The following is a 13,184-nucleotide window of genomic DNA, read 5'->3' as shown; positions in this document are numbered from 1 at the left end:
CAGGCGCCCACCGTCGAAAGCAGCGGTGATCTTCTTGCGGCCAACGGCTGGAAACGGGAAGGTGGCAGGTGTATCGTCCGGCATGGCGAGTGTGGCACAGGGCAATTGGTGGCAGGGATTAGTCTCAACAACCAAATCCTACGCTGCTTCAAGTGCTTAAGCTACACTCGCCAGCCTTCATCAACCTTCCCATGCATAAGAACGGCTAGAGTCGTGCGCGAGACATCGCGAAGTATCCAAGTCCCAATCTGGTCTGGTTAATAGTTCTTAACCAAGCCCACAGGGCGCGGGAGAGTCAAAAGCAGGCGGGCGAATCGGAGTTTGTCCGGTTTGGCTTCTATTCCAGAATCTAGTGAGTAACTGAGAATCACTTGGAACCGGGCTTTTGCATGCGAATTGAATCCGCCCTTTCAGCTAAATGATTCTAGCTAAAGAAGTTTCCCACCGCTGAATCGATCTATTGTGAATGGATTCTTGACGCGCGACTCCACAGCCAACTCAGAATCGGTCATGTCTCGTAACGGCACGAGTGTAACGGGTGGATGCCATGCCTGACGTGAAAGGGATCGAACGGGTTCAGCGCTTCCGCAAGTCTCGCCGGGAACGGGGAGACAAGGAAGTGAACGTCTGGATTCCCGGGCTTCTGAGCACTGCGATCGACCAAGCTGTCGAAAGCGGTCGCTTCAGGTCCCGTGAGGCTGTCATCACCCATGCCCTCGAGGCCATGTTCGCCCAGAAGGATCGAAATGTCGTGACGTAAATCAGGCAAAGCAAAAGGCCCACGAAGCTGGAAACTTCGAGGGCCTTTGGAGACCACCGCGAGGGTGGGCATTTGAATTGTGTCGCAACATTCTTATGCCATCCCGACAAACTGACTGTCAAGAGCATCGGTTTCGGTGAACGCTCCCGCTTTGCCCTCAACATGGAGGGTGCGATGCAGCTTGCATCGTCAGGAGGCCGGCGGCTGAGACATGCCGCTCTGGCCGCAAGGAAGCTTGCGCTCGAGGCCGAGCGCACAGTCACACGGAAAGAACTCTCGGCCGCCGCGCGGGATGCCGGCAAGGCCCTCGACCTCAGGCCGGCCCAGCGGGCGGTCCTGTCGGAGCTCGTCGCCTGCTGGGGCGAGCAGGAATGGGAGCGGCTGCTGGTCTGGCCGTCCAACGACTACCTGATGAGCCGCACCGGCCTGACCGAGCGGGCGATCCGACGTATCCTGCGCCAGCTGATCGATCTGCAGCTGATTGTCCCTAAGGATTCTCCCAACGGCAAGCGCTATGCCGTCAAGGACCTGGCCGGGCAGGTGGTGGACGCCTTCGGGTTCGATCTGACCCCGGTCTATGCCCGCCGCGGCGACTGGACCGTGATGCTCATGGAGCAGAAGCAACTGCGCGAGGTCCAAAAGCGGACCTTTGACGAGGTCACCATCTGTAGGCGCGCCACCGAGGAGGCCCTGGCGGCCTTGGCGGAGCATTTCCCTGAGGTCGACTGCATTGCGTTGGAGGGTGAGCTGAAGACCCTGCAGGCCCGTACGCCAGCCCGATCCAAGGTGACGCTGCCGGCTGATCTTCTCGATGCCTGGCAGCTGTTGAGAACTGATGCTGAAGAAGCCTTCTATCAAGCGGGCAATGCCGGACTCGGAGTCCGTCACATTAATAACAACAACGGATCTCCTAGTGAAACTTGTAACAAGGGCTTTCCGACGAAAGCTGAGGCGGTTCGTTCAACCGAACAAACGTCAGAGCACCTATCACCGGAATTGATCCTTGAGGCCTGCCCCACCCTCAGCGACTTCGGCCAGCCCGTGCGGGATCTGGCGGATATCGTCTCCGCCGGCCGTTACCTGCGCGCCTCCCTTGGGGCGCATGAGAGCGCCTGGGCCGAGGCGGTGGAGGACATCGGGACCGTCAGGGCAGCCATTGCGGTGATCTACGTGCTGCAGCTCTACGAGGACGATGCCGCCAAGAACGGCGGCGAGAGCCGGATCAAGAACCCGGGCGGCTACTTCCGCGCGCTGACCCGCATGGTGAAATCCGGCAAGATCAATCTTGCCGTCGAGCTCCTGGCCATGAGGAGACGGCGCATGTCATGAGGAGGGGACCGTTCACTGCGAGATGGCTGACTGTGTCAGTGTGCCGGGTGTCAGTGAGGGCGGGAATGAAGAACGAGGAGTGAAAAAGTATGGTGTTGATTTCAACCGTCGTGGGCGGCCTCTTCCTCTACGTGATCTTCGAGCGGTATCTGAAAAAGGCTCTGCATCGGACGCATGACCAGCGCAAAGCCATCGAGATTGGCACGCTGGTTGCCGCAATTGCTGCCGTGGTGCTGGCGGCGGGGAGCCTAGCCTATACGCTGACAGCGATTGACGCTCTTGAGGAGCGTGTCATGGCACTGGAAAAGGCCACGCAGAGCCTCCCTCAGGGAAGACGATAGCTGACGCTGTGAGGGTAGGCGAGACGCAGGTCTCGACGAGCGATTAGGGCTTGTGAGTTTCTAGACCGATGTGTCGAAGGCGGAGTGCATCACTGTTGTGAATCGTTGAGGCTTGATGGATTCAAGACTTTGATTGGACCTCAGCACATGGCCTCATCAACATGAAGGCATGTCCCAAGACACGCTCCAGTACCTGGTCCTCGACAGGCTCGATGCGAGTTGCAACATGGCTCGCTACTATGTGCTGTCGATCGAACCTAGCCTGTTTGGTGATGCGACACTGATCCGCGAGTGGGGCCGCATCGGCCAGCCGGGGCAGAGGAGGATCGAGCTCTACGAAAACCAATCACGGGCTGTGGAAGCCCTCGAAACCTGCTCCGGCGCAAGCGTCGACGCGGCTATCTGCTCAGAGGCGTGTAGGAACATGAGCAAAGGTAAACCCGGATTGTTCTCAGGCAGGATCCTGTTCTTCGACGGTTTCAGATTCTTTGATGCTCCCTATCAGGAGGTTGCCCACTAGCTTGGCCTATGGTGCTACTCTTGACGATCCTTCCCGCGGCCCGGGGAGTTCTGGCCTCCCTTACGGCCGGCTTCGGAGGCAGATGCAGTGTTCTGAGCAAAATACCGCTTTTCAGCCGGAACGCTCTTGCCGCCTTTGCTTGCAATCTCGCGACGCCGTTCCTCACTCATTGAAGCAAAGCCGCGTTTTGTCGAACTCTCATCAGCGCCCATGACCGTTCTCCGAAGAACCCACCCTAGGCCGAGAACGGCCGGCTCAGGTAGAAGTTCGGGCGCTGCACAAACTAATCTGGATGCGCCACAATCGGCTGCCGCTCGGCTAGGATCGCGCTACTCGTGCTGTGGGGCGTTTGGTTCATCAAACAGAATCCTGATGAGGCGCCACAGTTCGCGGTGCCCGGCGGTCTGCCCGCCTTGGAGCATATACTCAGCTATTTCGATTTGCTCTGTCCCGTTGTCCGAGGCTCCACCCCGGCGCACGTCCACGTGCTGCCACTCGTGCTCGACGTAAAGGCGCTTTGTGTCTGTATCGAACACCAATGACCAAGTATCCTCATCATTGGCGACCGGGCCTTTAGCGATCCTGTGCAGCTCTCGTCTCAACAGTGCCATCGCGACCTCCCTTGATCTGCGATTAACTTGATCGACCCGGCCCAATCAAGCGCGCAGCGACCTTGCCTCATCTATGGTAACGGCCAGATGTCTGGCTGGCAGAATGCTGCCTTTGCCTTTTCACGAGGTGCCTGAACGGCCCGGTGCCACCCGCATCCCGAAGCAGATAGATTGGTCAGGGGAGGGATGTTGCCCAGGCTGTCGCAGCGGACCTCGGAGGCCCGGCGCCTTACCCTCCTGGGTGGTGAAACCGCTCGTCTCTGCTGGAGGAGATCATCCATGTGGCGATCGGCCCAATACTTACTTGCGAGCGGCCATGAGATCGTGGGTGAGGACGGTTAGCTTGCCGATCAGCGATGCCATGTCGCCAGGATCGCACGACCACTGGGTGCCAATGGCGGATCCACCAGCAGATACGGAGACGACGGCGAGCGAGCGCAGCTTGCCTTCGCGAGCCAATCGCAAATGCTCCTGCAGCAGATCGACCATCGATGCGGTGTTCTCATCGATGGGAGGGGCGGCGACGGGGTGAAGCTTAGCCATCGATCCACGTTGATTAGCTTGCTTATCGCTCATGGTGCACCCCTTAGTAAATCCTGTCGTGTTACAGCCTTCTGGTCGGCCGAGGATGCGCTCTAGACATGAACCATGTGTCAACACTAGGTCGGAGCTCTAAAAACGCCGGTGCTGTCGTATTTCGACAAAGGTCAACCGAGCCTGGTCGTGCCAGGACATCAAGGAGATGGCGCAGGGTGAACCAAGGCTCCCTTCCTGGCGCTGATGTCAACCTTCCGTGCCGGGAACGGCGGTGACGGTCCGCCTCTGGGGCTCCTCGGAAGTTAGCCAAAGGGTAGCGTATGACGGCGAACTGTCGTTCCTCCGACTGGTTGGATTTGGGGCCTTGGGCCTCGATCCCAAACATGTTGCCGGGCAGCGGCCGCTCGACGTGAGCGCATTTCGCGGTCTAACCGGAAGACGTTGCCCGCTATGCGGGCGAAAGGGATTTGCCGTGTGCATCGAGAAAGGCAGCGATCTCGTGCAACATCGCGGTTAGCGGCTTCGTCGACCTGATGTCGAACGTCAGGTCAGGACGCTCGAAGAGCGCCAAGCAGATCTCGTTCGAGTCATGCCGGGACTGATACGCGATCCCGTCGGGCTGGTCTGGATGATCCCAGAGGGCGTCCGCCCACAAACCGCATGGTCCATACGGGCCGGTGGAGATTGCATTGTCGGTGCCCACCGCCTGCAAGCCTGAACCATAAAGCTTCACGACGCGCAGCTCACGGCGGCAGGCCAGCTCCGTCGCGGCGCGGTCCGTGATGTCCGACATGGCGATCATCAGGCGCTGCGGGTTGCGCAGCAGGGTTTCCGCCACCGCGCCAGCGCGGCTCAAGCCGACATACAGCACGCCGAACCGGCTGCTCGCGCTATCGAAGCGATAGATCGGCGGGACGCCCAAGCCGGGACCGAAGAACACCGGTCCGAGCACGGCGCGGTGGATCCGGTGCAAAACGGTCTCGGCCGGCAGGAGGTCGAGCGGCAGGCTCCTGCTGCCCAGCCAGGCAGGCGGCGGGGGTGCAGCCCCGGTCGGGCCCCGAGGTCTGGAAGGTGGCGAGGGGCTCACGCGAAGCCATCGCCCTGAAACCCACGCACCAGGCGCAGCACCTCTTCGCGGTCGCCGGCCTTCAGCGCCTCCAGCGGCGTGCGGCCTGCCAGGACCGTGTCAGGGGCGAGGAGGAAGTCTAGGGCCACCCACGGGCCTGAGGAACTGAAGCCGCGCACGACCTCCGGGATGCCAGCCACCACCTCGCCGTCCTCGAACTGGCAGACCGGATAGCGCCAGTCGCTTCCCTCCCGGACCGCCAGCAAGGCGCCGGCGCGCCGCCGCTTGTCGACGGCTTGGCGCGTGATCCCAAGGATCCGGCCAGCCTCGTCCGCCGACAAGATACCGCCGGCCAGCTTCAGAAGCGTCTGACGGTGCTCGACACCCCGCGCTAGAGCCGGGGCGAGCGGGTCAAGTTCGGTGATGGCCGAGCCGACCACCTCGGACCGGCTCAGGAGCTGGGCGAGCGAGCCGACATCGGTTGGGGCGGCCAGGGCCTCGGTCAGGGTCTTCGTCGGGACGCTGCTGGCGATCCGCTCTAGGGCGGCCAGGGCCCGACGCAAGAACGCCGCTTGCACTGAGTCGGGTTCGGCGTGGATGTTTAACATAAAACCGGGCGATGCCGATTCCCGGGTCATAATAGCCTCCTTGGTTGCTCTGGTTACAATATGGAGTTCGAAACGACTACGTCAACCATATCGACCTGGGCGGCGCCTAAGCTATCGGCGCTTGGAATCAGCCTAGTGTCCTGAAGGCCCATCATGGAGCAGGGCGATGTCTGGCTAAGGTCGGTGGTCGGTCGCTACTCCCGTTATTCCTGTGCAAGCGGTCTACATCGTGACGGTATTCTGTTTAATCGAAGTTGCCGGCGTTCTACCGTTTCGATGTTCCGCTTGAGTCCATCTCGCGCTCATACAGATTGGCGAGGCAAGCAGGCCGTCAGCGACATCGCCCGGCATCGTTTCCAAGGTGAAGCCGGTGCGCCTGCCGGTGGCCTTGCTCTGCGTCAGGCTTTCATAGGCCTCGACCAACATCAGGGCGAAGCGGGGCTGGCGGTGGTGAGTCAGCAGGACAGGCTTCCGACGGGCGGCGTCGGTGATGTCCCCGACCTTCTTGTTGAGGTCGGCCGTGGTGAAGGTGCGCATGAGCGGATCTCCTTGCCGATATCAGATCAAGAATATCCAGAATTTCCAGAACAGTGGGCCGTCTGAACTGCTGTAGTCAACGTGGGCAGGTGGCAGGCTAGGTGGCCTAAGGCTTCCGGACCACCTCAACCCGTTAGGGACGGCCGGACATCCAGGACGGGCCAGCCTCGCAGGCCGCTTCGTCGATGCACTCGCGGAGGTGCTCATCGACCTCATCACGAAGGGCATGGAGTTCAGCCAGGCGCCTGTCAGCCACACGATGCTTGTCCTGCGCCGCCGCCAGGAGGTCATGCATGACAGGCCAGAGCGGGCGGGCTTGCAGGATCGCGGGCCGCAGGGTTGCAAGGTGCGGGGTATCAAACCGCCACTTGCTACCCTCATGGGATGGTGGACGGATGGCTCTCAGGCCGGGATCCGAGAGAACGGCGATCGCTGCCTTGAACGCGACGCGCTCCTGCGAGATCTCGGCGGCCTCCCACTCCAAGTCTGCCCTGGCCTGCTCGGCCAGCCTCTCCCGCTCCGCGACAGCAGCCTCGCGATCGGCGACAGCAGCCTCGCGATCGGCGAGTTCTTCCTGCTCCTTCCGGAGGGCCGCTTCCTTCTGCAGGTGGTCTTGCTGGCGCTTGTACTCCGCGATGCTCAGATGCTCACGATTGGTTTTATACTTCGGCTCGCCCCGTTGCAGGGTCTTGTCCAGGTGCTCTTGCGCGTAGGCGTGCCAGGACGTCTGGAGCGCCTCATAGGAGTAGTCAGATTTATGGGTCGCTTGAAGTCCGGTTAGGGCTTTGTTGACGCTGACCGTCAGCTTCGTGCTGCCGGATTTGTGCTTCTGCTCGAAGACCGGGACAACGAATACATCGACTACGCCTCCGCCGGCTTCGTCGAGATCGAGGCGAGCGCCGATGACCGATCCCGCGCCGGCCCAGGATTCCACCCAGGCGACAGCGGCATCACGGAGCTTTTCGTTGCGCGGGTTCTCGGGATCGTGCAGGCCCCCCGCGGCTTTGATCCAGGAGGAGGAGACGCCCACAAGCAGATGCAGGCCGATCGCCGCGTTCTGCCGCTCCGCAAAGCCACGGCTGTTCTTGGAAAGGCGATAGAGGGCGCGATAGTCCCTCGGGTCAACTCCCTCGGGCAAGTCAGGCGGCGTCCAGATCACGGCAGTCCCGGGCTTCGCTCCAGGGCGGACTTCGCTCGTCGTGTCCTTCCGGAGAGCATGGCGCCCCTGCTTGATGAGGTATTGAATATTCTTGAGCTTCAGTGCCCGTACGTAAGCAAATCCCATGAGGGTTCCTCCTCATGACAAATGCTATCGAGGATGATGCATGGAACAACGCGGGGTGCACCAATTTCTCGCCGAATATCTAACCCACTATGGGTTGGTGAATTCTACGTGCGAATGTTGCTTGAACGAGGGGCAAGTCAGACCAGCCAGATATTCGTCCGGTGAGAGTCTCGCATGCTTATAAGAAGCCAGCTGATTGGCCTGCAAGTTTCCAACCAATGGAACTCTTAGACCGCAAGGTACTCAATGATTGACGACCTATGGCTGCGTCGCTCCGCACATGACTTCGGCGGTGAAGGGTTTGTAGGCGTCCGTAGATCAAAATAACCTACCGGCGACCTGCCGACGACCTGCCGACAGGTTAATTTAACCTGTCGGCAGGTCATCATGATCTACACAGGGTGGCACAAGCTCTCTAAATGTCGCACTTAGGATGCAAAATTTGGTGACAGGTATCAGCCATGGAGCCCGAAGGCTCTGATTTCCTTGCTTGGTCGCCTTTGATCCAGCTCAACGCCTCTTCCACTCACGTCTGCCTTCGTGCGCTCTCTCACATCTCCTCCAGCTAGGACCCAAGAGTTGAGGTGAAAGGGCAGAGTTAGTCCTTGCATGCTGACGATTGTTTCATGACGCAATAATCCAATGAGCCAGGTGAAACCGCCTTGAGGAGAAGCGATGGCTTGAACGGCCGAGACGACAAGACGCTCGCCATCGTCGAGATCGCTTTGCCCTGCATCCATGGTTGATCACTGATCCGGACAGGAGTGCTCGGCACGACCGGGATGCGGCCTTCGGTCATGCACCGGACGTACAACTGAAAAACATGGCTGGGCTTCGAGTAAACAGTCTTCGCCGCGCGTCCAACGGTGATCGGGAGATCGAGGTGTATAGCAAGTTCCGTGATCAATTCACCTGCTTTAACTGTAGCACCATGACCCTAGAGTATAGCAACCCGAATGGTTTGCGTGCCAATGTCATCGCTCAGCGAGCGCCCTTGATACCGAGGCTTTCGAAAGGGCGGAGGGTACAAGCAGGTTAGCTCCTGCGATTACAGTCTGCTCATCGGGCCGAATGCCCCAATGGTGTTCCTGTGGCTCAGGGACGAGAACTGCTCTTGGCCGCTGCGCATCCTGCTTGAGCTGGAGCAGGAGGTCGCGATGCCTGCCATCAGAGTGATCCTCTCGGTAGCTGAGGTCTACGATGGGATCAGCCTCCCCATGGAGCCGATCTCCAGCCATGAAACCTGACACAAGGTCCAGCCTAAGGACAGCAATGCGGACTCACATGGGCTTGGATGAGTTAAGTTTGTTAAATCAGTTGCTCATGGGGCAACCTCCGATCGATTGTTCCAGATCCAGGTTCTGAGCCGTTGCATGACGCGAGCCGTGTCCGGCTCGGTTCAAACTCACATTCGGTCGCTGCTCTCTTCTTGCAGCGGCACCACCTTCCCGCATACGACGGGCGCGGCTCAGGAGGACGAGACCATTCTCTTAGACGGCCTTTCAAGCCAAGTCCGCTCTTCGGTTCGTCTCACCTGGATCTGCCGGAACTGATCAGGTCCCGGAAGATAGGATGATATGGGGGTGCCGGCCGTCAGGTTGCCACAGCTCCCTCGATCACGACGCCGCGGTCGTGTATTTCCACAAGGCGACGAGCAATTTGCGGGCCAGTGCCACGATCATCGGCTTCTTCAGGCGGCCGCCATTGCGCGCGATCCGCTGCCGGAACCAACAGCTGAGCGCCGAGGCCGGCTGATGGCGCAGCCAGAGCCAAGCCAGTTGGATCATGGTTGTGCGTAGCCGCGCGTTGCCGGCTTTCGACACGCCCTGTTCCCGATCAACCGATCCACTCTTCCAAGGAGTTGGCGCCAAGCCCGCATAGGCGGCTACCTGCCGGCGGTTGCTAAAGCTGCGGAACATCCCCTCCGACCAGAGAAGAGCAGCAAACTCCGCTCCAATGCCCTTCAGGCCAAGCAACAGGGCTGCGGGTTGCGCGGCACTGGCCTCTCTGATCCGAGCCAGGAGGCTATCGCGCTCGGCCTCCACGGCCTTGATCTGCTCCAGCAGCAACTCGAGCCGGTCGAGTTCCATCGAGACAAAGATTGCGCCAAGATTGGTGCGGATTGCGGTCGGCTCGGATCCGGGTTCAACTGACATGGGTCGCCTCCAGCGTGAGTGGAATCGCAACCTCACTCTGCCAGAGAGCAGATCGCTATCCACCCCCATGGGATCTCTTAGGGGATTTGAGACGGCATCTCAGGCCGATTTTGCGGCCAACCAGTGCAGCAAAGTTGTGTTCGCTTAGTCAGAAGCCGATTAGAGGGCCATTGGGCAACTTTCTGGCTCCAGAAGGGAATCATCCATGGCATCCTAAATGACGGGCGCTGCTGAGCCTCTATTGAGGTCGCGGTCTGAGCACGCCATCTGCGAGATTGGCAATCGCGTCACCACGGTTGTTGTCTATCGAATGGAAAGAAGGTCGCTGGAAGCGGCCTTTGACTGTCCCATCGCAGGAGTGCGGTCGATCCATGTGAGGCGCCTCACCAATCTCACCTACTGAAATCTCGCCCTGGCCAGAGCTGAATCTGCGCCCTTCCCATGGCAGACACCATTCGATCGGTACCATGGTGACTGACCTCTGATCGATTTCCGACGCCGATTTCGTAAAGGTGGTGTCAGCCTGATCTGATGCAGGCGAGTGGGATCAAAACCCGCTGAAATCGCGACGCTGCGCCAGAATGCAAGACCGCTTCTGGCCAGTGCCAGGACGTCTGCGGCCTGGAGTTCATCCCACGCCGTGATCACCTCACGGCCTCGGGCTTGTGCCTCAGATGTGAGTGGCGCGCTAGCCACTAGGCCGATCACTCCATGATTCAGCATAGCAGAACCATTGATCGCAGGGCGAAGGGATGCGCGAAGCTGATCGATGTCAGCCGCGATAACGCGGCGTCTGCTAACGCTCCCGGGCCAGCGTTGCTCACCAGGTGACAATCCCAAGGATGCATCCCGCGGCTGCACCACGAGAGCCCGTGGTTCGACAGGGCGGCGCACCTCGTACTCCAGCTCCGCCTCTTTAAGAACGTTAGCAATCGCGTGCCACGAGTCCCGCAGAGGCTGCCAATGGTATTCAAAGCTAAGAAGGACACGGTTGCTTTCGCTTGAGCGGCCAGGCTGAACCAGGATCATCCCTGCCCCCGAGCGCCACCAAGCGATCTCCGGCGGATCGAACGGTGTGGGGTCGTCTGGCAGATGAAAGCGGGTCGCCGTTGCGGCCCGTAGGCACGAGCCTGGGCAGGAGTGACTGCGGCGAGAGGGGAGGGGGAGAAGGATCGACATAAACAGCTCATGGGAGATGGATAGGATTGGAAACAGACGGGACCGGGAAACTGGTTTCAGCTGGGCAGGATGATCCCTTCGTGGCCGCTATCGAGAGCATCGACGCTATCTGTCCGGGCTGCACCGGCTGGAACATCGTACGTTGCAGCAGCCGAGAGTGAATGAGTTTCCAGGAGGGCTTGCACCTGTGCCCCCGACAGGGCTCGGCGGGCGAGAAGCCACTCTGCCACCGCCAACACCGCAGACTGATGCTTCGTCACGATTGTAATCGCGCGGTCCAGCAGTCGCCGGAGATCGGCCTCGATGCTCTGGGCAAACCGGCCATCAAGGCGCACCAGTGCACTGGCATCCTCGGCCTCGGCTCGGTGCAGCAGCGTGCGGCCGAGACCGAAGCTGGCATGCAAGGCCGAAAGCTCGCGTGTGGCGATCGCCAGATCGCCCACTGCCCCGGCACTCGCGCCGGATCCCAGCACGATATCAGCGGCCCGGCCAGCGAGGCCGATCACCACGGTGTCCTCGATCACGCTCCGGGTCGGGATGAAGCCCGGATGCTCGATGCGGGTCATCCCGCCGCTGGCGCCGGCCAGCTGCAGTGACACGCCCTGGAGGGTGCGGCCGAGGGCCAACGCTACGACGGCGTGGCCAGCTTCATGAATGGCACACGCTTTCAGCTCAGCGAGGCTGCGTGGCTCCGGCGGGCTGGCCTCGGCGAGGAGATCCTCGAGCGTGAGAGCACGGCCAGCGAGACGGGCGCGCCGGCGGGCGGCATGCACCACCTGCACGGCAGCGGCACCCACCCGCCCGAGCAGGAGCTGCGCCACAGAGCTCAGATCAGCGCCAGCGAGCTCAGCCCTGAGATGCGCCCTCAGGATGCCAGTCAGCCCTGCCACGTCGGGCGGGGCGATCTCGAACACGCGATCCAGGCGGCCTGGACGGCGCAGGGCAGGATCGACACGCTCCGGGTGGTTAGTAGCCGCCAGGAAGATTACATCAGGGCAGGCTTGGCGCAGCTGATCGACGTTCAGCAGAACGCCGGTAATCAGCGGCGTCCAAAAATCGGCGTTGCGTGATCCGCCCAAGCCTAGTCTACTCGGTAAGGCATCGATCTCATCAAGAAATCCCACACAGGGGCGATTGGCTCGCAGGGAGGCGAAGAAGTTGGCCTGTTCCCTGATCACAGCCCCAAGATGTCCGTCCGAGGCGGAAAACCATGCGGCTACGCTCGATGTGACGAGTGGCAGCCCGGCTTCCCGTGCCAGGGCTTGGGCCAGCAGGGTTTTACCGGTCCCCGGCGGGCCGGCGAGCAGCGCGCTTTCCAGGACGGCCACCGGAGCATGGCCCGCACGCATCGCATCGATCTCATGGACAAGAGCCTGCGCCCATTCGAGAGCCGGGCCGTAGCCGGTCAAAGCTGAAAGCGGCGGCCCATTCTCGGCGAAAGACACCGAGGAGCGCGCGGCCGCGGCCCGCGCCAGCCGCCTTGCAATCTCCTGGCGGCTCGAGCCCCGGCGGAAGGCTGCAACGAAATCCGGCCAGTCAAGACCGGCGAGATCGCGGGCCGACAGAGCCTCCGCCTGCCCCTTGCGGGTGAAGCGGCGGATGGCGCGGTTGGCCAGAGTGGCGTCTGGCGGGGGGACGGTGACGACCGCATCCGCGGCGCCGAGCAGGACCTTTGAGAGCTCCTGGGAGGGAGTGACCGCAATCCCGATGACGCTCACCCCCTTGCTGAGCGCCTTAGCTGCTTCTTCGGCCCGCCGCGCGGCCTCGTCAGCCCGCTGCAACCGCTCCGAAGGTCCGATGATCATGAGCCCCTGGAACGCTAAGCGTGTGAGCGCCTCGCTCAGCGGCGCGACCCAAGCGGGCGAGGGGACGGCAATCACCAGCGCCAGCGTGGAGTCGCCGCGCTTGAGCTGGCGCACCAGAGCAGATCCGAGCGCCTGCTTGAGCATAGGTATGACCAACAGGTCGCGCAGCGAGTGCCGCTGTGCAGAGTTGATCATGGAGCGAAGATCCGTGTGCCGGACCGGTGCCGGGGAGGCCGGATCGCCTCCCGTATCGTCCGGCTCCAAGTCGACATCATCGACGGAGGCAGAGCTGTGATGGTCCAGAGATGATTGGGTGCTCATGATGGCAGACCGTATGTTCGTTGCCGGCGGAGGTGGCTCGTCCACACTATGCGATGAGCGAGGGTTGCGCTGGATGGGCCGGCGCCGAGCCTCCCGCACAGGGGACGAGCCATGCAGCAGAAGAGCAAA

General features: G+C 61.2%; 11 protein-coding genes and 2 pseudogenes. 4 read left to right on the top strand and 9 right to left on the bottom strand.

The window, feature by feature from the left end; translation table 11 throughout:
- The first annotated feature begins 547 nt into the window (after positions 1 to 547).
- From FS320_RS28410 to FS320_RS28395, 4 genes and pseudogenes are all read left to right on the top strand, one after another.
- A complete protein-coding gene (locus tag FS320_RS28410; RefSeq protein WP_152715623.1) occupies positions 548 to 760 on the top strand; it encodes a hypothetical protein in 213 nt (70 codons plus the stop codon).
- Between the two features lie 174 nt (positions 761 to 934).
- The gene (repC, locus tag FS320_RS28405; protein ID WP_152715621.1) at positions 935 to 2,089 is read left to right on the top strand and encodes a plasmid replication protein RepC; all 1,155 of its coding nucleotides are present in this window, start codon (positions 935 to 937) and stop codon (positions 2,087 to 2,089) included.
- Between the two features lie 89 nt (positions 2,090 to 2,178).
- Complete coding sequence (locus FS320_RS28400; RefSeq protein ID WP_152715619.1) at positions 2,179 to 2,430, top strand: hypothetical protein; 252 nt, start codon at positions 2,179 to 2,181, stop codon at positions 2,428 to 2,430.
- Positions 2,431 to 2,599: 169 nt separating this feature from the next.
- Positions 2,600 to 2,850, top strand: a pseudogene (locus FS320_RS28395) (WGR domain-containing protein).
- 114 nt (positions 2,851 to 2,964) lie between these two features.
- On the opposite strand, the gene FS320_RS28390 reads toward FS320_RS28395, so the two are convergent.
- The 9 genes and pseudogenes from FS320_RS28390 to FS320_RS28350 form a co-directional block, all read right to left on the bottom strand.
- Entirely contained in the window at positions 2,965 to 3,162 is a 198-nt protein-coding gene (locus tag FS320_RS28390) for a KGG domain-containing protein (RefSeq protein ID WP_152715618.1), read from the bottom strand.
- Positions 3,163 to 3,279: 117 nt separating this feature from the next.
- Complete coding sequence (locus FS320_RS28385) at positions 3,280 to 3,561, bottom strand: hypothetical protein (protein ID WP_152715616.1); 282 nt, start codon at positions 3,559 to 3,561, stop codon at positions 3,280 to 3,282.
- A gap of 300 nt (positions 3,562 to 3,861) precedes the next feature.
- Positions 3,862 to 4,104, bottom strand: coding sequence for a hypothetical protein (locus FS320_RS28380; protein ID WP_244627444.1), 243 nt, complete (start codon positions 4,102 to 4,104; stop codon positions 3,862 to 3,864).
- A gap of 442 nt (positions 4,105 to 4,546) precedes the next feature.
- Complete coding sequence (locus FS320_RS28375; RefSeq protein ID WP_338105489.1) at positions 4,547 to 5,185, bottom strand: RES family NAD+ phosphorylase; 639 nt, start codon at positions 5,183 to 5,185, stop codon at positions 4,547 to 4,549.
- The gene (locus tag FS320_RS28370) at positions 5,182 to 5,802 is read right to left on the bottom strand and encodes a helix-turn-helix domain-containing protein (RefSeq protein ID WP_152715612.1); all 621 of its coding nucleotides are present in this window, start codon (positions 5,800 to 5,802) and stop codon (positions 5,182 to 5,184) included. The genes FS320_RS28375 and FS320_RS28370 overlap by 4 nt, the downstream gene beginning before the upstream one ends.
- 192 nt (positions 5,803 to 5,994) lie before the next feature.
- On the bottom strand, positions 5,995 to 6,309 hold the full coding sequence (locus FS320_RS28365; RefSeq protein ID WP_192926356.1) for a type II toxin-antitoxin system Phd/YefM family antitoxin: 315 nt from the start codon (positions 6,307 to 6,309) through the stop codon (positions 5,995 to 5,997).
- A 133-nt stretch (positions 6,310 to 6,442) separates the two neighbouring features.
- Positions 6,443 to 7,594 carry a hypothetical protein gene (locus FS320_RS28360; protein WP_152715610.1) on the bottom strand — a complete coding sequence of 384 codons (1,152 nt, stop codon included), beginning with the start codon at positions 7,592 to 7,594 and terminating at the stop codon, positions 6,443 to 6,445.
- A gap of 1,593 nt (positions 7,595 to 9,187) precedes the next feature.
- Positions 9,188 to 9,690, bottom strand: a pseudogene (locus tag FS320_RS28355) (transposase); the annotation flags it as partial.
- A gap of 1,295 nt (positions 9,691 to 10,985) precedes the next feature.
- The coding region (locus tag FS320_RS28350) for an AAA family ATPase (protein ID WP_210252224.1) at positions 10,986 to 13,184 on the bottom strand (2,199 nt) is incomplete at its 5' end.

The organism is Microvirga tunisiensis (assembly GCF_009296175.1).
GTDB lineage: Bacteria > Pseudomonadota > Alphaproteobacteria > Rhizobiales > Beijerinckiaceae > Microvirga > Microvirga tunisiensis.
Note: the sequence above shows the minus strand (reverse complement) of the source record. Positions and strands in the feature narration are given on the sequence as shown.

Coding starts and splice junctions, on each gene's coding strand:
- FS320_RS28380 (WP_244627444.1), bottom strand. CDS start 4,104: ATGGCTAAGCTTCACCCCGTCGCCGCCCCTCCCATCGATGAGAACACC.
- FS320_RS28360 (WP_152715610.1), bottom strand. CDS start 7,594: ATGGGATTTGCTTACGTACGGGCACTGAAGCTCAAGAATATTCAATAC.
- repC (WP_152715621.1), top strand. CDS start 935: ATGCAGCTTGCATCGTCAGGAGGCCGGCGGCTGAGACATGCCGCTCTG.
- FS320_RS28370 (WP_152715612.1), bottom strand. CDS start 5,802: ATGACCCGGGAATCGGCATCGCCCGGTTTTATGTTAAACATCCACGCC.
- FS320_RS28390 (WP_152715618.1), bottom strand. CDS start 3,162: ATGGGCGCTGATGAGAGTTCGACAAAACGCGGCTTTGCTTCAATGAGT.
- FS320_RS28410 (WP_152715623.1), top strand. CDS start 548: ATGCCTGACGTGAAAGGGATCGAACGGGTTCAGCGCTTCCGCAAGTCT.
- FS320_RS28400 (WP_152715619.1), top strand. CDS start 2,179: ATGGTGTTGATTTCAACCGTCGTGGGCGGCCTCTTCCTCTACGTGATC.
- FS320_RS28385 (WP_152715616.1), bottom strand. CDS start 3,561: ATGGCACTGTTGAGACGAGAGCTGCACAGGATCGCTAAAGGCCCGGTC.
- FS320_RS28365 (WP_192926356.1), bottom strand. CDS start 6,309: ATGCGCACCTTCACCACGGCCGACCTCAACAAGAAGGTCGGGGACATC.